Source organism: Nocardia jinanensis, assembly GCF_014645735.1.
GTDB classification, from domain to species: Bacteria; Actinomycetota; Actinomycetes; order Mycobacteriales; family Mycobacteriaceae; genus Nocardia; species Nocardia jinanensis.
The window spans coordinates 447,414-470,309 of record NZ_BMMH01000001.1 but is presented as its reverse complement, the minus strand read 5'-3'; the positions used below and the strand labels follow the sequence as shown (position 1 = coordinate 470,309).

Below are 22,896 nucleotides of genomic sequence, written 5' to 3'. Positions count from 1 at the left end.
CGGCCGCACCGGATGACATCGGATCGTGCGCCGGATCCCGGTCCGGCGCACGATCTAGTTGGTCTGCAGGTCGCGGCGGCGGAACCCGAAGGCACCCGCCGCGCAAAGAAGTAGCGCCACCGCCAGGGTGAGCAGTACCGGCACGGCATCGAACCCCTGTGCCGGAACCAGTGGGATGTTGTCGAACGGCGACAGGCTCATCAGCCAGGCGGGGAATTTCAGTGTCGCGCCGAACATCAGCACCACCACACAGAACGCCATGGACAGCCAGGCCGCGGAGTTGACCAGTGGCGCGAAGCCGAACAGGAACAGTGTCACCCCGCCGAGTACCCAGACCGCCGGGAGATAGGTCAGCGCGGCACCGGTCAGGGTGATCGCCCGGGAGAGGTCGCCGGTCATCAGGCCGTAGGTGATACCCATTCCGAAACCGCTGAGGGCCACCACCACCGCCGAACCCGCCAGGACGATCGTCGTATGCCCGGCCGTCCAGCGCAGCCGGCCCAGTTCGGTGGAGAGCAGCGGTTCGGCGTGCCCGGTGGTTTCCTCCGCGCGCAGGCGCAGGGCGGCCGAGATGGTGTAGGCGGAAGCGATGATCGCCAGGATCGCGACGGCCATGGCGTAGAACGCGTCGGTCATACTGCTCATGTTCTGGCCGAGTACCTCGTTCAGATCGATATCACCCAGTAGATCGTCGACATCGTCGCCGATGGTGCCGAACGACAGACCACCGAAGAACATCCCGATCGCCCAGCCGTACAACAGCCCGCGCTGTAGCCGCCAGGCCAGCCCGAAGGTGCCGTGCAGGGACGCGGGGGCACGTGCCGGGCCCGGACGTGGCGGGAGCAGGCCCGCGCCGAAATCCCGCCGATCCAGGACCCGCGCCGCGGCGTACCCGATCGCGACCGCCACCACCACCGATAGCGCCGCGGGCCACCAGATTTCGCCGTCGTAGGGCCGCATAGCCTGACCCCAGCCCAGCGGCGAGAACCAGGAGAGCACCCCGTTACCGACATCGCCCACGGCACGAAGCAGATAGGAGACCGCCAGGGCGGTGCCGGTGATGGCGTAGCAGGCACGGGTGGTCGCGCTGATCTGCGCCGCGAGCAGCGCGACCGCTCCGAACACCCCACCGGCGCAGGTCGCTCCCACCCCCAGCGCCAGCGAACCCGCTACCGGAAGCCCGTAGCCGATCAGGCTGACAGCGATCGCGGCCCCGAGCACGATATTCGCGCTCACCGTGAGCAGTGCCGCCGCGGTCGGCGGCGCATAGCGGCCCACCACCGCGGAGCGAATGAGTTCGTCGCGCCCGGACTCCTCGTTCGAGCGGGTGTGCCGTCCGATGAGGAACATGCTCATCAGAGCGGCCACTGCCATGCCGAACGCACTGGATTGGAAGGCGACCTGGCCCTCCACCGTGTCGAGTACGCGGGGCGGCCCCGCCATGGCGATCATGGCGGCATTGCCGGACATACTCCGGGCAAGGGCGTCCAGATCGGCCTGGTTCGGGTAGGCCGCGTCCAGCGCGACCGCCTGTGACCAGTACACCAGGGTGCCGCCCACGATCCAGGCGATCAGCGGGAAACGTTCGCGCCGGAGCGCGAATCGGGTGAGCGCACCGGCGCCGGTGAGTGTGCCCGGGCTGCGGGTCGGGCGCGCGGTGATCATGATTCCGGCACTCCCGCGGCCGTGAGTTCCTCACCGTAGTGCCGGAGGAACAGTTCCTCCAATGTGGGCGGCTGACTGGTGAGGGTGCGGATTCCGAAGGAGGTGAGCTGGTCCATGGCCGCGCCCAGATCGACGGTATCGACCTGGAACCGGATCCGGGTGCCGTCGGCCACCAGGTCGTGGACTCCGCGCAGCTTCTCGAATCCGGTGACCGGACGCTGGGTTTCGGCCTCGATCGAGGTCCGGGTGAGATGCCGCAACTCGGCCAGAGTGCCGGACTCGACGGCCCGCCCGTGCCGGATGATGGTGACCCGATCACACAGGGCCTCGACCTGGGCCAGGATATGGCTGGACAGCAGCACTGTGCGGCCGTCGCGGCGGACCTCCTCCACATACTCCTGGAAAACCGCCTCCATCAGGGGATCCAGCCCGGAGGTGGGTTCGTCCAGCAACAGCAGTTCGACATCGGAGGCCAGCGCCGCGACCAGCGCCACCTTCTGCCGGTTGCCCTTGGAATAGGTGCGGCCCTTCTTCGTGGGGTCGAGATCGAATCGCTCCAGCAGATCGCGCCGTCTGCCCTCGTCCAGCCCACCACGCAACCGGCCGAGCAGATCGATCACCTCACCGCCGGTGAGGTTGGGCCACAGGTTCACATCACCCGGGACATAGGCCAGCCGGCGGTGCAGTTCCGCGGCGCCGGACCACGGATCGCCGCCGAGTAGACGGACCGTACCGCTGTCGGCGCGCAAGAGTCCCAGCAGGATCCGGATGGTGGTGGACTTGCCGGCGCCGTTCGGACCGAGGAAGCCGTGCACCTCGCCGGAAGCCACCTGCAGGTCGAGCCCGTCGAGCGCGCGTGTGCGGCCGAATGTCTTCTGCAGACCGGAGATATCGATCGCGGCAGTCATGTCAGCACAATATTCCGATCCGGGTGCATCGGGGGCTTTTTCCGCGCCTCCGCGGAGCGAGGGAGTCAGGTGGTGCGGTGCAGCTCCAGGAAGTCACCGACGGTGCGTCGCGGTGTCGGGGGTTGTGCCGCAGAGGTGGGTGCGGTGCCCACCCGGACCACGACCTGCGGGGCCGCCGGTTCGCGCAGCAGATTCGCGATGATGCGGCGGCTCACCGGGACTTCGGTGATATGGGTCAGCGGGCAAGTGGCCAGCCCGGCGGCCGTGCATTCCAGCAGTACGGCCGACAGGGCCTCACCGGCCCGCAGCCAGTTCAGTGGACGGTCCGCGGCGGAACCGATGACCAGCAGCCGAGAGGAGTCGGTGAGTTCGCCGCGCCGCAGCGAGGGTGGCGCGGCCGGAAAAGCCCGGCCCACCCCGACCTGCGCCAGTTCGGCAGCCGAGACCAGCGCGGAGATCGGCACTCCGTCGGCGGGGGAGTCGTTACCGGCCCACCAGTGCAGTTCGTTCAGATACTGCGGATCGTATTCACGCAGCGCCGCCGACTGCGCGGAGGCCGCGGCCAGCCGCAGCCGGGCGGAATCCTCCAGCACCTCGAGCGTGCCACCGTGCTCGGTGCCGGTGGTGTGCAGACGGGGTTCCACGCGCTCCCAGTCGCGGGGCGGCAGCATCGGTAGCCGATCGGTGTAGCGCCGGTCGATGGCGGCCGCGCGGGCCCGGACGGTATCGGAGACTTCCGACGCCGGGGCGAAGTCGACGGTCGCGAGATGGTCGGCCGCGGTATCGGGCAGCCGGATCACCTCGGTATCCCAGCCCGCGGCAGCGAACGCGGTCCGCGCGTGGTCCAGGATGGCCCCGCAGCTGATGATCAGCTGCCTGCCCTGGGGATCGGCCGAGAACAACTGCCGGCTGGTGTCGCGGTACAGATGCAACCGGTGGCCGTCGAAAACCCAGCGCCACGGCTGGGTGTTGTGCACCGACGGCGCACGCCGGGCGAGGGATAGAGCGGCCTGCACTGTCGGATGGTCGGGCACCCGAGCCGTACCGATGGCGTCCATCTCCCGAGTCTGCCCCTCACGATCGTGCCGGACCACCTCGCTGTCCGATTCGCGCCGAATCGTGGTACTCAGGGCATGGGGCCGATACCGGTGATCAAGGTCCGGTCACCGATTCGCATCGTCGTGACCAGTTGCGGGTTGTATCCCAGCGGCGCTGTACCGGGCCGGTACTCGGTGACGGCGACGGTGTACTGGCCGACGAACGCCCCGGGGGTGATCCGGACGCAGTAGGTGGTCCCGGCCGGGATGCCGTCGATACCGCGCTGGATATCGGCGGCCGGAGGTACGGCGGCATCCGCCGCGACCAGGGCGCGGGCCTGTTCCCCGGACCGGGCGACGTAGTAGGCGTGCTGGAACCCGAAGATGGCCTCCGGACCGGAATCGGCGCCGCCCGGGCCGTTGCCCTGCACGGTGTTGCCGACCCGCTCGGCCGCGCAGTGCGGATCGGTCCCGGGCGCGGCGGGGGCGGTGGCGCTGGGCGCGGCCGCGGCGGGAGCACGTGTTTCCTCCCCTCCCACGACCGCGAACTGCACATACACGGCGGCGCCGAGCGCGGCGACACCGGCGACACCGAGCAGTACCGGAACCGCTCGGATCCTGCCGCCGGCCGCGGCGCGGGCCGGTGCCGGAGCGGAGTGATCGGCCGGTGGGGTCAGCCGTCGGCGCAAGCGCTCCCGGGCGCCCGCCGGGGAACTGTCCGCGGCGGGTGGGGCCGGATCGTGTTCTTCTCCGGTGCCGGCCCCGGCCGGTTCGGGGGCGGCCACAGGGGGCCGAGCCCTCTCCGGGTCCGGCTCCTCGTCGGGACGGATTTCCGCTGGGTCGGTGCTCGCCCGCGCGACCCAATCCGACCACGAACCCTCGTAGGTGGCGTTGCCGCTGTCCCATCCGGGCAGGCGGAGTACCGGTATCGGTTCGGTCGGCATCGTATCGTCGGGGACCGGAGTGGCACCGTGGTGCGGCCGGTACAGCTCCGGCCGCCGCGACGCCGGGTCCGGGTCCGCATATCCGGCGTCCGGGGCAGGGTGTGAGTCCCGATCCCACGCCGGGCCGGCGGGGTCCCGGGGATACTGTTCCCCGTCGACGGGACCCGAGGGCGGTCGATCCATGGCGCGGCCCCCTTCATCGGTTCACGACGCGTGATCGCTCTCCATTGTTCTAGTGGATCGGCGCCCGGATCGCAGCGCGGGGGCGTCGCCGGGCGCGGCGATCCGCTCACCAGTGGATGTTCACCGGATCGCCGACACCCACATTCTCGTAGTACCAAGAGGCGTCGCCGGGAGCCAGATTGATGCAGCCGTGGCTCACATTGGAATTGCCCTGCTGACCGACCGACCAGGGCGCGGAATGGACGAAGACACCGCCCCAGGTGAGCCGCTCGGCCCATTCACCGTCGATCAGGTAACCCTCCGGGGAATCCAGCGGGATACCGATGGTGCGGGAATCGAAAATGAGGTTACGGAACTTCTCCAGTACCGGATAGGTGCCGGTGGGAGTCTCGTAACCGGGTTTGCCCATGGAAGCGGGCATGGTCCGCACCACCAGACCACCCATGCTGACGGTGAAGGTGTGGGTCGACATGTTCGCGTCGGCGATCACTCCGACGTTGGTGTCGAACTGTGTGCGGCGGTCACCGAAGTTCACGGTGAACGTCGTATTCGCCGGCAGATATCCACTGGGTGTCCAGGTCAGCTCCCGATCACCGCGCCAGGAGTACGAGCCGGGCAGCGGATCACCGGCGGTGACCGACAGCGACTTCTCGGCGCGGGCCCGATCGGTGACCGCTGCGGAGAACCGGACGGTAACCGGATGAGCGATTCCGACGACGGCGCCGTCGGACGGAGTCACCGAGGCCACGGGCGCGGGGCCGGGTCGATCGATCGTCATGGCGTTCGCCCCGGTGGGGGCGACGGCCAGCGAGAGTGCGACCGCGATCGCTAGAAAAAGGTGCCGGGCAACGATATTCATGGTGCCACCCCTTACGGACGACTGGTGGACAGACGTCCATCCTAAGGGGCCATGATCAACTCAACCACCCAAGATATCGTCCCGGCACCCGTTCGCGACGTAGGCACACCGCGTGATTGCTATTCGGTGACGAGTTTCCAGTCGTCCGGCAGGCCGTGGACGTGCATGGTCGCCCCCTCGGCGTGGATGCTGACCGTGGCAGAACCCAGTCGGAGATCCGTCAGGCCGACTTTGCCCCACTCCCGCGGTAACTGCGGGGTCACCCGCAGGACACGGTGCGGTACACACGGCGACAGACCGAGGAAGGAACGGACCAGCAGCAGCGGTGCCGCGCTCGCCCACGCCTGCGGGGAGCACGAGGTGGGGTAGGGCACCGGGGAGCGGAACTCGGTGCGGGCGAAACCGCAGAACAGCTCCGGCAGTCTGCCGCCGAAATCGATGGCCGCGTCGAGCAGGCCGGTGGTGAGCCGTTCGGCCAGCTCCGAGGCACCGGCGATATGCCGATAGCGCAGCAGCCCGGCCACCGCGATCGCGGTGTCGTGCGGCCACACCGAGCCGTTGTGGTAGCTCATCGGGTTGAAGGCGCCCATTCCGGCGGCCAGGGTGCGCAGGCCGAAACCGCTGTCCATACTCACATCGGCCAGCCGTTCGATCAGCTCGGCGGCGCGTTCGTCGGAGACGATCCCGGTCCACAGACATTGGGCGGCATTGCTGGTCAGCGAGTCGACCTGGTTCTTCTGCCCGTCCAGGGCCACGGCGTACCAGCCGTTCTTGGCGACCCAGAATGCCTCATCGAACCGGTCCTTGAGGTTTTCGGCCTGTTCGCGCAGGCGCGTGGCCGTACCGGTATCGCCGAAATGCTCGGCGAGCTGTGCACGAGCCAGCCGGGCCGCGTACACGTAACCCTGGACCTCGCACAGCGCGATGGACGGTTCGGCCAGATGACCGGACGCGTCGTTGATCGAATCGAAACTGTCCTTCCAGCCCTGGTTGCTCAGCCCGCGATCGGTCTTCCGGCGGTATTCGACGAATCCGTCGCCGTCGGCGTCGCCGTATTCGTCGATCCAGGCCAGGGCCGCGTCGGCGGCCGGGAGCAGTTCGCGGATCACCTGGTCACTCGCGCCCCAGCGCCAGCATTCGGCGAGCAGCATCACGAACAGCGGGGTCGCGTCCACCGAACCGTAGTAGACGGTGCCGCCCAGCACCTGGCCGCTGGCCGGGCCGTGCCGCATCTCGTGCATGATGCGACCCGGTTCCTCCTCGGTGATCGGATTGACCTTCGTCCCCTGCAGATCCGCCAACCGGCGCAGGGTGCCGACCGCGAGCGCGGAATCCAGCGGCAGGGCCATCCACGAGGTGAGCAGGCTGTCCCGGCCGAACAGGGCCATGAACCAGGGCGCCCCGGCGGCCACATAGGCCGGTGCGCCGTCGGTGCTGCCGTCGATGCGCAGCGCGCCGAGATCGCTCTCGGTGCGCTGCAGTACGTCCGACAGGGCCGGATCGGTCGCGGTGAGGTCGGTAGCGGTGGCCCGCCACGCCTTCAGGCGGCTGATCGGACTGTCCTCGTCGTCCCCGAACGCCATCTGCACCCGGCGGTGGGAGACGACCGGCTGGGCCAGGATCTCGGTGTCCCAGCGCCCGCGGGCCGGCACCACCACCTGCCAGGTGATGGTGCCGGGCAGCATGACCGCCCCGGCCGTGGCGCTGATGGTCAAGCCGCGCCCGGGTTCGGCGTGGTCGGTCAGGTGCAGATCGCCGTCGACGGCGTTCTGCTCTGCGCCGCCGCCGTGGTTACGGCCTTCCTTGACCGCGAACAGATCCGCGAAATCGGAGTCGACGAACATGGTGATGGTCATCGCCGTGTCCTCGTGTCCGAGGTTGTGCACGGTGACGGTCTCCTTGAGACCGTTGCCGATGAGCCGCCGCCGCACCACCAGCACGGTGCTGTCCGCCACCCCGGCGCGCGGGGGTTTGCGCAGAATGAAGCGAGCCTTGAAGGCCTCCGGGGTGAGCACCGTGAGGTGTTCGGCCGGTTGTCCGTCCAGGCGCAGTTCCCACCGTGAGATCACTCGGGAGTCCCGGTAGAACAGGCCCTGCGAGGTGCCGGAATGAATATCGCCGAGGGGGTCGGACAAGCAGAAGGTGCTCGCCTCGACCAGGGTGACCGTCCCCCCGCCGCCATTGATGGCGGCGGGCTGGCCGGAGTTGAGAATTCTCGGCGGTGCGTTCATGCCCTACTCCATACCGGTGTCGTGCCGGCGTCGGCGCGTAGCTCGGGTACCGAATTGCGGCGCATACCGACGGCGGTCAATGCTTGGCCCCTGTGGTGGGATTCGTCCCACGCATCGAGTATGCGGTAATAGGCCGCCTCGTACCCGGCACCCAGCTGATCCACGCCGAAATAATCCTCGACGCGGCGCCGGCAGGCATGCGGATCGAGTTCGCCGACCCGGGCGATGGCCGCCGGGAGTTCGTCGGGGTGATCGCAGATGAAACCGGTGACACCGTGCTCGATCACCTCGTCGACCGCGCCGCCGCGCAGTGCCACCACGGGGGTCCCGCAGGCCATGGCCTCGATCATCACGATGCCGAAGGGCTCTTCCCAGCGGATCGGGAACAGCAGGCAGCGCGCACCCGCGAGTAGTTCGCGTTTGGCGACCGCGTCGGCTTCCCCGAAGACGTGGTCGGTATCGGTGAGCAGGGGCTCGATCTCCTGGGCGAAGAACGCCTTCTCGGGCGGTTCGTTGCACTTACCGGCCAGTATCAGCTTTATCCCGGCCTCGTGCGCGGCGCGCAACGCGAGCTGAGGGCCCTTGTAGGAGGCGTAGCGGCCGAGGAACAGCGCATAGTCCTGTTTCTCGGTCCGGAAGGGCCATTCGCTGGGCCGCAAGGCGTTGTGCACGCGGCCGATCCAGTTGAAACTCGGCGCCAGTTCGCGCTGCCGATCGCTGATCGCGACGAGGCGGGTGTGTTCGTCGAGGGCGCCGTAGTACTCCCACATATCGTTGTCGACCGGCCCGTGCACGGTGACCGCGGTCGGAATACCCAGCGCCTCGTAGGCGGGAGCGTTCAACGGGCCGGCGAAAGTATGGTCGTGGATGATGTCGATATGCCGGGAGCGGGCGAGTTTCTCCACCACACGCCGCACCTTGAGCGCGTTGACGATTTCGGGGAAGGGGTCGCCCAGGCGGTCGGCCTGGATGCTCTCCCAGACCGGGACGAATTCGGCGTCGGTACCGGGCTTTCCGGCGCCCAGCAGCGTCACCCGGTGCCCACGCGCGATCAGAGTGTCGGCCAGTTCGGCCACCACGGCCTCGACACCGCCGTAACCGGCCGGGGGGACATCGAAATACGGCGGCGCGACCAGCACGATGTTCAGCGGGTGGTTACGACCGTTTCCGCCGAAACCAGCGCGTCGGGGTTTTCGCGCCGGGGTATCGGATTCGGATTCCGCATTCGTGAATATGGTGCTCAACTCGTCCTCCTCGATTAGTGGCCGCGTGGCATACCACAATCGCCACCCGGCCAATGGGTGGAGCTGATCGACAACCATTCGGGGTGAGAGCGGTGCAACTTATCGGAAGCGCGCCGGAATACCCGGCGCCGAAAGAAGCGCGGCGGGCGGTGAGTTTCCACCCGCCACGCGGGAATCAATCGCCGTAGTGCGCGGACCGCCCTGGCGAAATGCCGAACGGGGGTCGATCCGGGGCGGCCGAAGCAATGGCCAGGGTGAGACCGGCCCGTCTGAGGACCAGACAGTCGGGAGAACAGAGTCGATGGATACCGTGCGCGCGTCGGGCTTGGCCGAGCGTCAATACTCCTGGATCCGCCGAACAGTCGGCGATATTGGATACGACTCCGTGTTCGGTGATGACATCGATACCCGAATCCTGGGCTTCCGCCGCGAGCGGCGCCGATGTGTACCCGATCCTCACCGTTACCTCCTGCACTCGTCGAGCTGGGGCAAACAGTTCCCCGGCCGCCGGTGCCCCGCCGGCCGGTCTAGCTGATCGAGCCTGGTTCGAGCGGTGGAGCAGTGTGAATATCAGGAACGAGGCCCATTCTACGCGTGCTCCGTTGTTCACTTGATCTCGAATAATCCCAGTTCGGCATAAACCTGGTTAATTCGCGCGTGCTGATATGTGCACGCGAATCATCCGCCGCGGACCGCACGCAGCACCTCCAGGTGCAGCGAATCCGCGCGTGCGGTGATTTCATCGATCCGGCCCAGTGCCCAAGTGAATGCCGCGGCATGCTCGTCCGGAAGCGAGACGACATTGATCTCGATATTCAGTTGGGAGGTCACCGCGGCGGCCCGGGCCGCCGCGGCCGCAGCGCCGATATCGGTGACCACATTCGGATTACCGATCGGCAGCAATTCGGTTGCCAAGGCCAGGATTCCGTCCGCCTCGTCGATCACCGCGGCGGGTACCCGGGCGGCCTCGAGCAGTGCCTCGTGGATCGCCGCGGAACGCGCCGCGGTCTCGTCGTCGGTGGCCTTGGGCAGCTTGTAGGCGGCGCCGACGGCGGTGAACGCGTCGGCGTCGGCGTCGGCCAGGGCCAGGGCGCGCTCGCGGGCGGTATCGGCGGCTTCGATGATGCGGTCGATCACCGGCCGATGGTCGGCGTCCTTGGCCCGGGTGGTGTAGCGCGCGACCATGGCGACCAGTGCGGCCCCCTGCGCGGCATGCAGTGCGGCGACCGCGCCACCACCCGGTGCGGGCACCTTCGCCGCGAGTTCGCCAAGGTAGTCACCGATCGGCGAACCCCCGAAACCGCTGGCAGTGTGCTGAGGCGATTGGGTGGGCTGCGACACGATTCGGCCTTTCTCGATCAAAATTGCTCGAAGTTAGCTGTACTGCTCGAGTGGTTATGGGCTTCAACCTACAGCGTCCACCGGCGTGGCCGGTGCCGGGCCACCCCGTAGCCGGGATTATGTTGAGGGCATGCGGATCGGATTGAGCATCAACTACTCGGGCGGCTTCACCGAGGCGGCGGCGGAAGTGGCCGATTTGGAGCGTGCCGGGCTGGACATCGTGTTCGTGCCCGAGGCGTACTCCTTCGACGCGGTGAGCGCACTGGGCTACCTCGCCGCCAAGACCTCCCGGTTGCAGCTGGCGTCGGGGATCCTGCAGCTCTACACCCGCACGCCCACACTCACCGCGATGACCGCGGCGGGTCTGGATTTCGTCTCCGACGGCCGGTTCGTCCTCGGCCTGGGCGCCTCCGGGCCGCAGGTCATCGAGGGCTTCCACGGTGTACCCTACGACGCGCCGATCGGGCGGACCCGCGAACTCGTGGAGATCTGCCGCAAGGTCTGGCGCCGGGAACGGCTGGACTATCAGGGCAAGTACTACCAGATCCCGCTGCCCGAGGGGACCGGCACCGGCCTGGGCAAACCGCTGAAGCTGATCAATCACCCGGTGCGCGAACGTGTCCCGATCCTGCTCGCCGCACTGGGTCCCAAGAATGTGGAACTGGCCGCCGAGGTCGCCGAAGGCTGGCAGCCGATCTTCTTCCTGCCCGAGCGCGCCGACGCGGTCTTCGGTGACGCGCTGCGCGCCGGAAAGGCCGGACGGGACCCGGAGCTCGGCCCACTCGATGTGTACGCCGGGCCCGCCCTGGCCATCGGCGAGGACGTGGAACCGCTGCTGGGATTCGTGAAACCGATGCTGGCGCTCTACATCGGCGGAATGGGCGCCAAGGGCAAGAACTTCTACCACACCCTCGCCACCCGCTACGGCTACGGCGCCGAGGCCGACCGCATCCAGGAGCTCTACCTCGCGGGCAAGAAAGACGAAGCGACGCAGGTGGTTCCGGACGCGCTGGTCCGCGATATCTCGCTGATCGGCCCGGCGGGATATGTGAAGGAACGGGTGGCCGCCTTCGCCGAAGCGGGTGTCACCGTGCTCAATGTCGCGCCACTGGCCGCGACACCGGCCGACCGGGTCAAGCTCATCGAGCAGTTCCGCGCGATCTGCGACTGAGACACGGCCGGATACGCCCGGGCCGGTCCGGCGCAACGATCGTCGCGCCGGACCGGCCCGGTTGCCGGAGCGTGCGGCTCAGCCCGCCCGGAAGCTCGCCAAGGCGGCGTCCAGGGTGGTGTGTAGGGCGAAGACCTGGTCCAGCGCCGTCATCTTCAGCTGACGGCTGGTGGCCGGTCCGTCGGCCACCAACGCGATCGTGGTTTTGTCGCCGGCCCGCTGATACGCGGCGACCAGCGCGGCCATCCCGGCCGACGCCAGGAAACTCACCGCGGCCAGGTCGACGACCAGACCGGCCGGATCGGCATCGAGAGCCGCATCGATCGCGGTCTCCAGGGCAGGGGCCGTCGCGAGGTCGACCTCCCCGGTAACCGTGAGCACTGTGACGCCGTCGTGGTCGGCGAACGAGGTCGTCATCGTATCCGTGAGATTCGCGTCTGGAGGAGTGTTGGTCACATCTTCACAATCTGCCATGAGTCTCTCGATCTCGCTGCATCGTAGCCCCGCCGGACCGGTTCGCCGTCCCGCGCAGGGCGCTGGCCACCGGGAACGTGATCGCCGGAAGCGTCACCGACATCCGTACCCGGGTTCCGGGTCCCAGCTGGTGATCTATTTCGAGTTCTTCGGTCAGTGCCCGCATCATATCGATTCCGCGACCGCGCGGTCCCGGATCGGCCGGACGCGGACGCCAGGTCCCGGTATCGGTGGTCTCGATGACCACCCGGTCGCCGACACATTCGGCGGTGAGCACCACCCGTTCGGCTTCACCGCCACCGTTTCGGTAAGCGTGCTCGATACTGTTGCTGCACGCCTCGTTGGTGGCGGCGACCAGATCCGAGGTCAGGTGGTGCGGTACCGCCGCGGACGACAGCCACGCTGTCAGCGTACGGCGCAGCATGGCCAGCCGGTCCGGCCGGGCCGGTACATCCAGGCGCAGCGGCGCGGGCGGCTGCCGATAGACCACCATGGCGATATCGTCGTCGTAGCCGCCGTCGGGTCGCAGCGCCGACAGCACCGAATCGGCGACCTGACGGGGTAGTCGCTCGGCGGTATCGGCCAGGATGGTCGCGATCTTCGCGAAACTCTCGTCGATATCTTCACCGCGGCGTTCCACCAGGCCGTCGGTGAACAGCACCAGGGTCGCACCGGGTGGCAGCGGGGTGGTGGCCTCCGGGCGGCGGGCGGTCTCGAACGTTGCCAGCGGCACCGACCGGCCGCCCTCCAGCATGCGTCCGGCCTTGTCCACATCGGCGAGGATGGGTGGCATATGTCCCGCGTTGCTGTACCGCACCAATCCGCGCACCGGATCGAGTACCGCCGCGCATACCGTGGTGCACAAGGCCCCGGGGATCCGCGCCGCCACCGGGTCGAGTTCGGTGAGCAACTGGGCGGGTCCGGCACCGCGCAGCAGCAGTGCGCGGGCGGCCGTGCGCAACTGGCCCATCACCACGGCCGCGGACAGACCGCGGCCCACGCAGTCGCCGACCACCACTCCGATGGTGCCGTCGGGCAGCGGTACCACGTCGTACCAGTCGCCGCCGATCTCGAGCGGCGGCAGCGCCGGTTCGTAGTGCACCGAGAACCGCGGCGGGAGCTCGATGGGCCCGAGCATGGCGCGCTGCAAGGTCAGCGAAGTGGAACGTGCCTGATCGAAGTTGCGGGACCGCTGGACGGCCAGGCTCAGATGCCCGATGAGCAGCGAGAACAGTGTCCAATCGGCGGCGTCGACCACCCTGGGGACGGCGAAGCGCAGCCACAGCGCGGCATCGCTCTTCTCGCCGAGCGGCGCGACGATGCCCTGGGCGCTGCCCGCGCCCTCCGGAACGGCGATGAGCGTGCGGCCGGGCCGCAGGCGCGCGCGTTCCAGAATGGCTTCTGTCGCGGGTTCGAGCCGGTTTTCGGCCGCGGCGACCGGGGGAGTGCCGGAAACGTAGACCTCGGGTGCGGTGAGGCCGGCCCATACCGCCACCACCGCGGTCTCCGCGCCCACTGTGCGCCGCAACTCGTCCAGACCCACTTCGAGCACCTCGGCCACCGTGGTCGCCGCGGCGAGCGCGGTGGCCAGCCGGTTGGCGGCCTGATCACGGGCCTGGGCGTCGTGTTCGGCGGTGACATCACGGACGGTGCCGACGAAGATGTTTTCCTCGCCGTCGGGTTTCACCAGCGCACTGGTGCTCACCGCGACCCAGCGGCGGCGGCCGTCGCGGTGCTGGACCGGGACCACGAAACGGGAGGCCTCGGTGCCCAGATCCGGGTAGCGGGGGCCCTCCGGGATCGCCCACGGATGCGGTAGCGGATAGGGCACCCCCGCCGCACCGTAACCGGTGAGTTCCCCGAACGCCTTGTTCACCTCGATGATGCTGCCGCGCGCGTCGGCGACGAAGAACCCGTCCTGTAGCGATTCGACGAGCGCGGTGCGGAATTCGTCGCGGCCGGCGAGATCGTCGGCGCGGGAACGCTGCTGTTCGTACCGGCGGGTGCCGTCGAGGTAACCGCGGGTCGCGACATCCAGCGTGATCAACGTCTGCAGCAGGAATTCCAGCGCGTTCTCCGGGAGAGGGTTCTCCGGAAGGTAGCTACCCTGCGGCGCGGCCGTGACCGTGGCGCCGGGGGAGATCTCGGCAGCGGCGGCCTCGGACTGCACCTGTTTCACCACTCGGAAGTGGTGCTCGGTGAGATCGAGCAGGCTGATGCCCTCGACCAGGGCCCGGCGGCCCAATTCGTGGCCCTCGGCCAGGCCGTCACCTTCGGGCGCGTCGAGGTGGCGGCGCAGCGCGTCGGCGTAGGCGTCGAGGAACGCGGTGAGCACCGCGCTCATCGCCGGCCTCGCCGGATCACGACACTTCCCGCTGGGTGATTCCGTTCGAGACGCCGCGCACCCTGGCCGCGAGCACCAGGGCGTCGTCGGTGTCCTTGGCGTGCCGGTTCAGCAGTTCCTGCACGATCTCCGCGGTCGATTTCGCGAGGTCGACACCCTGGCCGGGTTCCATTTCCACCCCGTCGGTGGACATCAGCAGCAGATCGCCCGGCCGGACCGGCACGGTCTGCGGCTGCAACAGCGCCGGCAGCCGATAGCCCACGATGCCCCCGCTCTGCAGGACGGTCGCGCTGACCTGGGGGCCGGTGGGACTCGCGGTGAGTACATGCGATTCGACATTGCCGACACTGAGCCATTGCGTTTCCTCCGCGCCGAACAAAGCCAAGGTGACCGCGGCACCGCGAGTATCGGACATGGCCCGATGGCACAGCACCATCAGCACATCCAGCGGTTCGGTGCGGTTCTCGGCGAGTACCCGGGTCGCGCGGTCCACCGCCTCGGCGGCCGCCGCGCCGTGACCGAGACCGTCGAGTACCGCGAACAATCCGGCGCCGGTGCCGAGGTCCAAGACGAGGCACCGGTCCCCCGACACATCCTGCCCGGGGAGGGGGCGGCCGGCCATCGCCCATTCGATCCGGCCGATGAACCCGTCCTCATGCACCGTGCGGTACCCACTTCCACATCTCCACCAATGTGCCCCGGCCGGGCGCGGATTCGATGGCCATACCGTCCATCAGCCGTTTCGCGCCGGGCAGGCCCAGGCCCAGGCCCAGACCGGTCGAATAGCCGTCCTCCATGGCCCGGGCGATATCGATGATCCCCGGACCCTGGTCCTTGGCCTGGACGACGAGAGCGCGACGGCCGTCGCGCTCAGCTACTTGCAGTCGGATCTCGCCGCTGTTGGCGTAACTGGTGATATTCCGTGCGACCTCGGAGATCGCTGTGGAGATCATGGTTCGGTCGGTGAGCGTGAAGCCGAGCTCCTCCGCGAGGTCCCGCCCGGCCTGGCGCGCGGTCACGATATCGTTCGACATCGTGACCACGATTACCACCTGGTCAGCGGCCACTGCCACGACCATCCCGGCGCTGGTGCCGGGCCGAAGCCTTTCGGTTCAGCCAAGCCAAGCCCTCCTCGAGGTCCAGAGCTGTGTGCATATCCTCGAAGGTGAGGCCGAGTTGCACCATAGCGAAGGCGACCTCGGGCTGTAGACCGACAATAACGGTTTCCGCACCACGCAGCTGCGTCATATGGGCGATCGTCCGCAATGATCTGGCGGCAAACGAATCCATCACATCGATAGCAGTAACGTCCACGATGATTCCCTGTGCACGATACTTGCTGACCTGGTTCATCAAGTCGTCCTGTAGTCGCTCGGTGTCGGCGTCGGTCAGCGCCGACTGCACTGATGCGATCAGATACGTACCCTGTTTGAGTATCGGTACCGGCATGTCTGTTCCGGCTTAACGCGAATCGCGTTCGTTGCGGTCGGTTGCGCGGGACACTTCGTAGCCCAGCAACCGTTCCGCTTCTTCGATACCGCCCTGCAGGTCACCGACCGCGTTCACCTTCGACAGGTCCAGGCCGATGGTGACCAGCGTCAGCGCGATATCGGAGGACAGGCCGGTCATGATGACGCTCGCGCCCATCAATCCGGAGGCGTCCACGGTCTGCACCAGGTGGTTCGCCACGGTGGAGTCGATATCGGGCACACCGGTGATATCGATGACCACGACCTTGGCGCGGTTGTTCCGTATCGCCCTCAGCAACTGTTCGGTGAGCTGGCGGGCTCGCTGGCTGTCCAGCACCCCGATCATGGGCAGGATCAGCAGCTGTTCGCGGACCTGGAGCACCGGGGTGGACAGCTCACGGATCGCTTCCTGCTGCTGCCGGATGACGCGCTCGCGCTCCTGGACGAAGGAAACGCCCACCGTGTTGGCGATCCGATTCGCCGCGGGTTCGTAGGCATCGAGGACGGCGTTGAGTAACTCGAAGTTGGATTGGTACTTCTCGAACAGTGAGCGGGCCAGTACGTCCCGCAACAGCAGCACCATGCCGAGGATCTCGTCGGTCTCGACTCCTCTCGGGATGATGCGCTCCGAGAGATCGCGCGCGTAAGCCTGCAGCGCTTCGACGCTGCCGGTCTCCAGTACTTCCACGTAGTAGTCGTACGTGGAGGTCGCTTCGGAGAAGACCTCCTCCGGCGTCATCGCGGTCAGCAGTCGCGCCTCGCTGATACGTCGAGCCCATTCCTCGCGGAGTGCTGTGCGGTTCTGGCGCAGGTGCTCGACGAGCTGTGGCAACAGTTTGTCGACGGGCCGGGCCAGTGAGTCCGCCGAAAAGCTCGTGGACACCTCGGACATGTGACTTGTGCCCCTTTCGACGGCGGTCCGGTACATCGTAGTTACTTCGGCGGTCGTGCCGATACCGAGCCTAGTCATACCCCTCCGGAGCCGCCGCTGAAACCTCCCGGTCCAGTTCATGGGGCGGATGTGATCTGATTCGCGTCCGGAGTCGCGAAACCCCGCTCCAGCGCCGCCAGCGCGCGATCCAGATACACGGTCAGATCGGCGTCGGCGCGGGCCAGCCAGGCGTCGAAGGCGGCGCGGGAAGCGGCGAGGGTGGATCGTCCCACCGCCATCGGGATGAGGGTGTCGGTGGGCTCGCCCAGGCGGGAGGCCGCGAACTCACCGACTGCCCGCTCCCACGCGTCGTAGTGGGTACCGGCGGTGGCGGCCAGCGCGGGGACGGAGGTCACCAGCTTCATCCGGGTCCGTAGTTCCGGCACATCCTCGGCGCGGTATCGGTTGGCGTTCACCACCACCCGACGCACCGCCGCCATCATCGGCTCGGCGTCGGGCACGGTCGCGAACGCGGCCCGCAACGCGGTCACCTCGTCGTCGAACGAATACCAGAGCACCTCCGCCTTACCCGGGAAATAGCGGAAGAAGGTCCGCCCGCTGATCCCCGCGGCGGTCGCGATCTGTTCGACGGTGGTCTCGTCGAAACCCTGCTCACTGAACAACCGCATGGCGATCAGTTCCAGTTCGCGCTTGGTGGTTCCGCGGGGCCGACCCCGGGAATGCTGTGCCGTCACGCTGTAATTTTGGCGCCGCCTCCGGCGTCGTGTGGTTCGGGGCCCCTTAATTCTTTCGGACCCATGCCTTCGATGTCCTCGCGCTGCGTGCCGGGACGCCCACGCCCTTGATTATGTCAGTCGCTGACGTTAATGTCGCGGCATGATGGTGTCGGACCTCACATGGCCCGAAGTGGGTGCTCTGCGGGCTGCCCGCCCGGTGCTGGCCGTGCCGGTGGGATCGACCGAGCAGCACGGTCCGCAGCTGCCGCTGTCGACCGATACCGACCTGGCTGTCGCGCTGTCCGCCGGGTTGGCCGCCCGATTCCCGGAAGTCGTGGTGGCTCCCGCCCTCGCCTACGGCGCCAGCGGTGAGCACGCCGGCTTCCCGGGGACCCTCTCGATCGGCCAGGAGGCGCTCGAACTGGTGATCGTCGAACTGTGCCGCTCGGCCACCGAAACCTTCGAGCGCGTTGTCGTGATCAACGGCCACGGTGGCAATGTCGAGCCGCTGCGCCGCGCGGTCACCCGGCTGCGCGGCGAATCCCGCGATATCCGCCTGTACCTGCCGCGGTATGACGGTGACGCGCACGCGGGACGCACCGAAACCTCCCTCCAGCTGGCGCTTTCGCCGGATCGGGTGCGCATCGGGCGCATCGAGCCGGGAAATACCCGTCCGCTGGCCGAAATCCTGCCAGAGCTGCGGGAAGGTGGGGTGCGGGCGGTCAGCGCCAACGGGATCCTCGGCGATCCCGTCGGTGCCACCGCCGCCGCGGGGGCGCGGCTGCTCGAGTGCCTCATCTCCCAGTTGTCCGAACAGATCCGGCAGTGGTGGCCGGAACCAGTGGAAAGGATCCGACCATGAATCCGTGGTTCGAAACCGTCGCCGAAGCGCACCGGCGCGCGAAGAAACGGCTGCCGAAATCGGTATACGGCGCCCTGGTCGCCGGCTCGGAACGCGGCCTGACCATCGACGACAACCAAGCCGCCTTCGGTGAGCTCGGTTTCGCCCCGCACGTCGCCGGGCCCATCGGCGAACGGGACCAGTCGACCACAGTGCTGGGTCAGCAGATCTCGATGCCGGTGATCATCTCGCCGACCGGCGTCCAGGCCGTACACCCCGACGGTGAGGTCGCCGTGGCCCGCGCCGCCGCGGCCCGTGGGACGGCGATGGGGCTCTCGTCGTTCGCCAGCAAACCCGTGGAGGAGGTCGTCGCCGCCAACCCCGCCACGTTCTTCCAGCTGTACTGGTGCGGGAGCAAGGACGATATCGCCGGGCGGATGGCGCGGGCCGAGGCCGCGGGCGCGGTGGGTTTGATCCTCACCCTGGACTGGTCGTTCTCGCACGGCCGTGATTGGGGCAGTCCGTCGATCCCGGAGAAACTGGATCTGAAGACGATGGCGAGCTTCGCGCCGCAGGTGATCGCCAAACCGCGCTGGCTGACCACCTACCTGAAGTCGGGCTCACTGCCCGATCTCACCGCGCCCAATATGGCACTGGGGGAGGCACCGGCTCCGGGCTTCTTCGGTGCCTACGGTGAATGGATGGGTACGCCGCCGCCGGACTGGGCCGATGTGGCCTGGGTCTGTGAACAGTGGGACGGGCCGGTGATGCTCAAAGGTGTGATGCGGGTGGACGACGCGCGGCGCGCGGTCGACGCCGGTGTGGCCGCCATCTCGGTGTCCAATCACGGCGGTAACAACCTCGACGGCACCCCGGCCTCCATCCGTGCCCTGCCGGTGGTCGCCGACGCGGTGGGCCATGAGATCGAGATCCTGCTCGACGGTGGAATCCGCCGCGGCAGCGATGTGGTCAAAGCCGTGGCGCTGGGTGCGCGGGCGGTCATGATCGGCCGCGCGTACCTGTGGGGTCTGGCAGCGAACGGGCAGGCCGGCGTGGAGAACGTGCTGGACATCCTGCGCGGCGGGATCGATTCCGCGCTGCTCGGGCTGCGCAAGACCAGTGTCACCGAGCTGGACCGGTCCGACATCGTGATCCCAGAGGGCTTCGAACGACGGCTGGGCGTCGACGCGTCGACGCAGTTGCGGGTGCCGTAATCGACTGCCGAAGCGGTATGACACGCCCGGCGTAGTTGTCCGGTTCGTTCCGCGGTCACCACGTGGCCGGCCGTCTCGCCTCGGGAGAGCCGGCCGCGTCACCGCGGTGGCCCAGGGCCGGTCACTCCGTTCTCCGCGACACCTCTACGCCGCTGTGCGGATCGGATCGGGAGCGGGACGACCTGTGATACCGGTCATCCACCCACACCCGTGGGGCTCGCGAGCAGCTCGCTTACTTGCAGGTGAGGTATCGCACTGGAAAGTGTGTACTTGTCGGCCTCACCGGCCGCACCGACACTCGATCTCTGTGAACAGGACCGCAGAACCACCTCGAACAGCGCGTACGGGAGGCTCATCGGCCGATTCCGGTGACCGTGCTCGGCACCGGGTCGATGTCGATATGTCGTGGCACGCTCCGATGCACGAGCTGTTGCGCCGGGCGGTGGCCCGAGGTCGAGGCGAGCAGAGCATCACCGCGCTGATCGAGCTCATAGCTCCGACCGCCCGGGCCGCTGCCGACCTCGAACCCCGTAAGGAAGCATGAGCATGTGCCGAGCAGCCGGTTCGGTGACCGTTATCGGGCTCGGTCCGATGGGACGGGCGATGGTCGCGACGTTGCGTGCTTCGGGGGCCGTGGTCACCGTGTGGAACCGCAGTCCGGAGAAAGCGCACGCCATGAGGGAATTCGGCGCGGCCCGTGCGGATACGGTCGCAGAGGCTCTCGACGCCGGCGAAGTGATCCTGGTCAGCCTGACCGACTACGCCGCGATGTATGACGTCCTCGAGCCTGCCGTCGATCATCTGCCGGGGAAGACGATAGTCAACCTCTCGTCGGATTCGCCGGAGGAGACACGTGCGGCAGCGCGGTGGGTCCGTGCACGAGGGGGCCGGTTCCTCGCCGGTGGAGTGATGGCCGATGGCGCGGGCGTCGGAGGCGCGGACTCCTTCATCTTCTACAGCGGCGAACGCGAGGTATTCGACGCCTGCACCGAGGCACTCCGCCCCCTAGGCCGGCCTGAATACCTGGGTGTGGATGTCGGGCTCGCGCAACTGTATTACCAGGCAGTTCTCACGATCTTCCTGTCCGGACTGCTCGCGTTCGAACAAGCGCTGGCCATGATCGAGCGTTCGGGTGAACCGATCGAGCGGTTCCTGCCCTACGCGCAACGGTCGATGGGCGATATGACGGAGTTGTACGCCGCGGTCGCCGCCATGGCCGCCGATACCGGCGGGTGGCGCGATATCGGACATCTGCGGATGATGGCGGCCGGTGCCGGGCATGTGGTCGAGACCGCCGCGGCCGTCGGAGTGGGTACAGGCCTGGCGCGCGCGGTTCAGGATCACTGGCTGCACGCCCTGTCCGAGAGCGAGCGGGCAGATGAGCCGGTATCGACTTTCCAGCTGCTTCGAGGTGGTACGGCCTGACATCGGCCCCGACCGTGGTGGCCGGATACGGATGCGGTGCTTGTGGGCGATGGTTCATGCGGCGCCGGGGCCGGTAAGCCGCCGATCAGCGGGCCTCGTGGGTTACGATTTAGGTTTGCCTAACTCCAGGTGGTGTGGGGGTCTGCCGTTAGGCTCGCTGTGCTCGACCCCGGCGCAGTGGCCGTTCTCCGCGGCTGCGCCATGTTAGACCAGCAGCCCACTTCCAAAGGAGTGCGATCGGTGACCGCGCCCGAGTTCCGCTATTCAGACCTGCTCCCGATCGGCGCGGACGACACCCCGTACCGGCTGCTCACCACCGAGGGTGTCAGCACCTTCGAATCCGGCGGCCGGACCTTCCTCCAGGTCGACCCGGAGGTCCTGCGGATGCTGACCGCCGAGGCGATGCACGACATCAGCCACTATCTGCGGCCCGCGCATCTGGCTCAGCTGCGGCGGATCATCGACGATCCCGAGGCCAGCGGTAACGACCGTTTCGTCGCGCTGGATCTGCTGAAGAACGTCAATATCTCCGCCGGCGGCATCCTGCCCATGTGTCAGGACACCGGTACCGCCATCGTCATGGGTAAGAAATCCGAGGGCGTGCTCACCGGTGTCGACGACGCCGAATGGATCAGCCGTGGCGTTTTCGACGCCTATACGAAACTGAACCTGCGTTATTCGCAGCTCGCGCCGATCACCATGTGGGACGAGAAGAACACCGGGTCCAATCTGCCCGCCCAGGTCGAGCTGTACTCCGCGCCCGGCGATCCCGCGAAACCGTCCTATAAGTTCCTGTACATGGCCAAGGGCGGAGGTTCGGCCAACAAATCGTTCCTGTACCAGGAGACCAAGGCGATCCTGAATCCCACCCGGATGCTCGAGTTCCTGGACGAGAAGATCCGCTCGCTGGGTACCGCGGCCTGCCCGCCGTACCACCTCGCGGTGGTGATCGGTGGCACCAGCGCCGAGTTCGCGCTCAAGACCGCCAAATACGCATCCGCGCACTACCTGGACAATCTGCCCACCGAGGGTTCGATGACCGGGCACGCCTTTCGTGACCTCGAACTCGAACAGGAAGTCTTCAAGCTGACCCAGTCCTTCGGGATCGGCGCCCAGTTCGGCGGAAAGTACTTCTGCCACGATGTCCGCGTGGTGCGGCTGCCCCGGCACGGTGCCAGTTGCCCGGTGGCGCTCGCGGTCTCCTGCTCCGCCGACCGGCAGGCACAGGCGAAGATCACCCCCGAGGGTGTGTTCCTGGAGCAGCTCGAGCGCGAACCCGCGCAATATCTGCCCGAGCAGACCGACACGATTCTCGGTGGCGAGGTGGTGAAGGTCGACCTGAACCGGCCGATGGACGAGATCCGCGCCGAACTGTCGAAGTACCCGGTGAAGACCCGGCTCTCGCTGTCGGGCTCGCTGGTGGTGGCCCGCGATATCGCGCACGCCAAGATCAAGGAACGCCTGGACGCGGGCGAGGAGATGCCGCAGTACCTGCGCGATATGGCCGTCTACTACGCCGGACCCGCCAAAACCCCCGACGGCTACGCCTCGGGCTCGTTCGGCCCCACCACCGCCGGTCGCATGGACTCCTATGTCGACCAGTTCCAGGCGGCCGGTGGCTCGTTCGTGATGCTTGCCAAGGGCAACCGCTCCGCCCAGGTCACCAAGGCGTGCAAAGAGCACGGAGGTTTCTACCTCGGCTCCATCGGCGGTCCCGCCGCCCGGCTCGCGCTGGACTGCATCAAATCGGTCGAGGTCCTCGAATACCCGGAACTGGGTATGGAGGCGGTCTGGAAGATCGAGGTCGAAGATTTCCCGGCGTTCATCGTGGTGGACGACAAGGGCAACGATTTCTTCGCCGAAACCCAGAAGCCGATCGCGCTGCGGGTACGCACTCGGTCCAAAGAACGGGTCTGAGCCTCCCGGCGCGGCCCGAAT

At 67.7% G+C, this 22,896-nt stretch carries 22 protein-coding genes; 6 read left to right on the top strand and 16 right to left on the bottom strand.

Annotation, left to right across the window (positions count from 1 at the left end; translation table 11 throughout):
* Positions 1-54: 54 nt before the first annotated feature.
* The 9 genes from IEY68_RS02135 to IEY68_RS02095 form a co-directional block, all read right to left on the bottom strand.
* Complete coding sequence (locus tag IEY68_RS02135; RefSeq protein WP_062995732.1) at positions 55-1,665, bottom strand: ABC transporter permease; 1,611 nt, start codon at positions 1,663-1,665, stop codon at positions 55-57.
* Complete coding sequence (locus tag IEY68_RS02130) at positions 1,662-2,573, bottom strand: ABC transporter ATP-binding protein (RefSeq protein ID WP_058855545.1); 912 nt, start codon at positions 2,571-2,573, stop codon at positions 1,662-1,664. Before IEY68_RS02130 ends, IEY68_RS02135 begins: the two co-directional genes overlap by 4 nt.
* A 65-nt stretch (positions 2,574-2,638) precedes the next feature.
* A complete protein-coding gene (locus IEY68_RS02125; RefSeq protein WP_058855777.1) occupies positions 2,639-3,631 on the bottom strand; it encodes an Acg family FMN-binding oxidoreductase in 993 nt (330 codons plus the stop codon).
* Positions 3,632-3,699: 68 nt separating this feature from the next.
* Positions 3,700-4,737, bottom strand: coding sequence for a DUF8176 domain-containing protein (locus tag IEY68_RS02120; RefSeq protein WP_058855546.1), 1,038 nt, complete (start codon positions 4,735-4,737; stop codon positions 3,700-3,702).
* A 106-nt stretch (positions 4,738-4,843) separates the two neighbouring features.
* On the bottom strand, positions 4,844-5,596 hold the full coding sequence (locus IEY68_RS02115) for a L,D-transpeptidase (protein WP_058855547.1): 753 nt from the start codon (positions 5,594-5,596) through the stop codon (positions 4,844-4,846).
* Between the two features lie 119 nt (positions 5,597-5,715).
* Complete coding sequence (locus IEY68_RS02110) at positions 5,716-7,827, bottom strand: amylo-alpha-1,6-glucosidase (protein ID WP_058855548.1); 2,112 nt, start codon at positions 7,825-7,827, stop codon at positions 5,716-5,718.
* Positions 7,824-8,975, bottom strand: coding sequence for a glycosyltransferase family 4 protein (locus tag IEY68_RS02105; protein WP_229718599.1), 1,152 nt, complete (start codon positions 8,973-8,975; stop codon positions 7,824-7,826). The genes IEY68_RS02110 and IEY68_RS02105 overlap by 4 nt, the downstream gene beginning before the upstream one ends.
* 271 nt (positions 8,976-9,246) lie before the next feature.
* Positions 9,247-9,531: a hypothetical protein gene (locus IEY68_RS02100; protein ID WP_156426255.1), complete on the bottom strand. Its 285-nt coding sequence runs from the start codon at positions 9,529-9,531 to the stop codon at positions 9,247-9,249.
* Between the two features lie 218 nt (positions 9,532-9,749).
* The gene (locus IEY68_RS02095; protein WP_082681483.1) at positions 9,750-10,412 is read right to left on the bottom strand and encodes a cyclodeaminase/cyclohydrolase family protein; all 663 of its coding nucleotides are present in this window, start codon (positions 10,410-10,412) and stop codon (positions 9,750-9,752) included.
* Positions 10,413-10,542: 130 nt separating this feature from the next.
* Between IEY68_RS02095 and IEY68_RS02090 the strand changes: the two genes are divergently transcribed.
* Positions 10,543-11,583 carry an LLM class F420-dependent oxidoreductase gene (locus IEY68_RS02090; protein ID WP_058855550.1) on the top strand — a complete coding sequence of 347 codons (1,041 nt, stop codon included), beginning with the start codon at positions 10,543-10,545 and terminating at the stop codon, positions 11,581-11,583.
* Positions 11,584-11,661: 78 nt separating this feature from the next.
* Here IEY68_RS02090 and IEY68_RS02085 read toward each other — a convergent pair whose 3' ends face one another.
* The 7 genes from IEY68_RS02085 to mftR form a co-directional block, all read right to left on the bottom strand.
* Entirely contained in the window at positions 11,662-12,000 is a 339-nt protein-coding gene (locus tag IEY68_RS02085; RefSeq protein WP_058855780.1) for an STAS domain-containing protein, read from the bottom strand.
* A gap of 43 nt (positions 12,001-12,043) precedes the next feature.
* Complete coding sequence (locus IEY68_RS02080) at positions 12,044-14,401, bottom strand: SpoIIE family protein phosphatase (protein WP_058855551.1); 2,358 nt, start codon at positions 14,399-14,401, stop codon at positions 12,044-12,046.
* Positions 14,402-14,417: 16 nt separating this feature from the next.
* Positions 14,418-15,062, bottom strand: a complete 645-nt coding sequence (locus tag IEY68_RS02075) for a SpoIIE family protein phosphatase (protein WP_058855552.1) — start codon at positions 15,060-15,062, stop codon at positions 14,418-14,420.
* Positions 15,055-15,468, bottom strand: a complete 414-nt coding sequence (locus IEY68_RS02070; protein WP_058855781.1) for an anti-sigma regulatory factor — start codon at positions 15,466-15,468, stop codon at positions 15,055-15,057. The genes IEY68_RS02075 and IEY68_RS02070 overlap by 8 nt, the downstream gene beginning before the upstream one ends.
* On the bottom strand, positions 15,458-15,850 hold the full coding sequence (locus tag IEY68_RS02065; RefSeq protein WP_058855553.1) for an STAS domain-containing protein: 393 nt from the start codon (positions 15,848-15,850) through the stop codon (positions 15,458-15,460). Before IEY68_RS02065 ends, IEY68_RS02070 begins: the two co-directional genes overlap by 11 nt.
* A 12-nt stretch (positions 15,851-15,862) precedes the next feature.
* Positions 15,863-16,762 (bottom strand): STAS domain-containing protein, encoded by a 900-nt coding sequence (locus IEY68_RS02060; RefSeq protein WP_058855554.1) that lies wholly within the window; start codon positions 16,760-16,762, stop codon positions 15,863-15,865.
* A 116-nt stretch (positions 16,763-16,878) separates the two neighbouring features.
* Positions 16,879-17,496: a mycofactocin system transcriptional regulator MftR gene (mftR, locus tag IEY68_RS02055; protein ID WP_058855555.1), complete on the bottom strand. Its 618-nt coding sequence runs from the start codon at positions 17,494-17,496 to the stop codon at positions 16,879-16,881.
* 145 nt (positions 17,497-17,641) lie between these two features.
* On the opposite strand from mftR, the gene mftE reads away from it, so the two are divergent.
* From mftE to IEY68_RS02030, 5 genes are all read left to right on the top strand, one after another.
* Positions 17,642-18,340 carry a mycofactocin biosynthesis peptidyl-dipeptidase MftE gene (gene mftE / locus IEY68_RS02050; RefSeq protein ID WP_082681484.1) on the top strand — a complete coding sequence of 233 codons (699 nt, stop codon included), beginning with the start codon at positions 17,642-17,644 and terminating at the stop codon, positions 18,338-18,340.
* The gene (gene mftD, locus IEY68_RS02045) at positions 18,337-19,533 is read left to right on the top strand and encodes a pre-mycofactocin synthase MftD (protein WP_058855782.1); all 1,197 of its coding nucleotides are present in this window, start codon (positions 18,337-18,339) and stop codon (positions 19,531-19,533) included. Before mftE ends, mftD begins: the two co-directional genes overlap by 4 nt.
* Positions 19,534-19,933: 400 nt before the next feature.
* Positions 19,934-20,077, top strand: a complete 144-nt coding sequence (locus IEY68_RS02040; protein WP_189094056.1) for a hypothetical protein — start codon at positions 19,934-19,936, stop codon at positions 20,075-20,077.
* 2 nt (positions 20,078-20,079) lie between these two features.
* Positions 20,080-20,958, top strand: a complete 879-nt coding sequence (locus IEY68_RS02035) for an NAD(P)-dependent oxidoreductase (protein WP_229718563.1) — start codon at positions 20,080-20,082, stop codon at positions 20,956-20,958.
* A gap of 201 nt (positions 20,959-21,159) precedes the next feature.
* A complete protein-coding gene (locus IEY68_RS02030) occupies positions 21,160-22,875 on the top strand; it encodes a fumarate hydratase (protein ID WP_058855558.1) in 1,716 nt (571 codons plus the stop codon).
* The last annotated feature ends 21 nt before the right edge of the window (positions 22,876-22,896 follow it).

What these genes read in the sequence shown, in the direction of transcription:
- IEY68_RS02135 (WP_062995732.1), bottom strand. Translation starts at nt 1,665, where the DNA reads ATGATCACCGCGCGCCCGACCCGCAGCCCGGGCACACTCACCGGCGCC.
- IEY68_RS02130 (WP_058855545.1), bottom strand. Translation starts at nt 2,573, where the DNA reads ATGACTGCCGCGATCGATATCTCCGGTCTGCAGAAGACATTCGGCCGC.
- IEY68_RS02125 (WP_058855777.1), bottom strand. Translation starts at nt 3,631, where the DNA reads ATGGACGCCATCGGTACGGCTCGGGTGCCCGACCATCCGACAGTGCAG.
- IEY68_RS02120 (WP_058855546.1), bottom strand. Translation starts at nt 4,737, where the DNA reads ATGGATCGACCGCCCTCGGGTCCCGTCGACGGGGAACAGTATCCCCGG.
- IEY68_RS02115 (WP_058855547.1), bottom strand. Translation starts at nt 5,596, where the DNA reads ATGAATATCGTTGCCCGGCACCTTTTTCTAGCGATCGCGGTCGCACTC.
- IEY68_RS02110 (WP_058855548.1), bottom strand. Translation starts at nt 7,827, where the DNA reads ATGAACGCACCGCCGAGAATTCTCAACTCCGGCCAGCCCGCCGCCATC.
- IEY68_RS02090 (WP_058855550.1), top strand. Translation starts at nt 10,543, where the DNA reads ATGCGGATCGGATTGAGCATCAACTACTCGGGCGGCTTCACCGAGGCG.
- IEY68_RS02085 (WP_058855780.1), bottom strand. Translation starts at nt 12,000, where the DNA reads ATGACGACCTCGTTCGCCGACCACGACGGCGTCACAGTGCTCACGGTT.
- IEY68_RS02080 (WP_058855551.1), bottom strand. Translation starts at nt 14,401, where the DNA reads ATGAGCGCGGTGCTCACCGCGTTCCTCGACGCCTACGCCGACGCGCTG.
- IEY68_RS02065 (WP_058855553.1), bottom strand. Translation starts at nt 15,850, where the DNA reads ATGCCGGTACCGATACTCAAACAGGGTACGTATCTGATCGCATCAGTG.
- IEY68_RS02060 (WP_058855554.1), bottom strand. Translation starts at nt 16,762, where the DNA reads ATGTCCGAGGTGTCCACGAGCTTTTCGGCGGACTCACTGGCCCGGCCC.
- mftE (WP_082681484.1), top strand. Translation starts at nt 17,642, where the DNA reads ATGGTGTCGGACCTCACATGGCCCGAAGTGGGTGCTCTGCGGGCTGCC.
- mftD (WP_058855782.1), top strand. Translation starts at nt 18,337, where the DNA reads ATGAATCCGTGGTTCGAAACCGTCGCCGAAGCGCACCGGCGCGCGAAG.
- IEY68_RS02040 (WP_189094056.1), top strand. Translation starts at nt 19,934, where the DNA reads ATGTCGTGGCACGCTCCGATGCACGAGCTGTTGCGCCGGGCGGTGGCC.
- IEY68_RS02035 (WP_229718563.1), top strand. Translation starts at nt 20,080, where the DNA reads ATGTGCCGAGCAGCCGGTTCGGTGACCGTTATCGGGCTCGGTCCGATG.
- IEY68_RS02030 (WP_058855558.1), top strand. Translation starts at nt 21,160, where the DNA reads ATGTTAGACCAGCAGCCCACTTCCAAAGGAGTGCGATCGGTGACCGCG.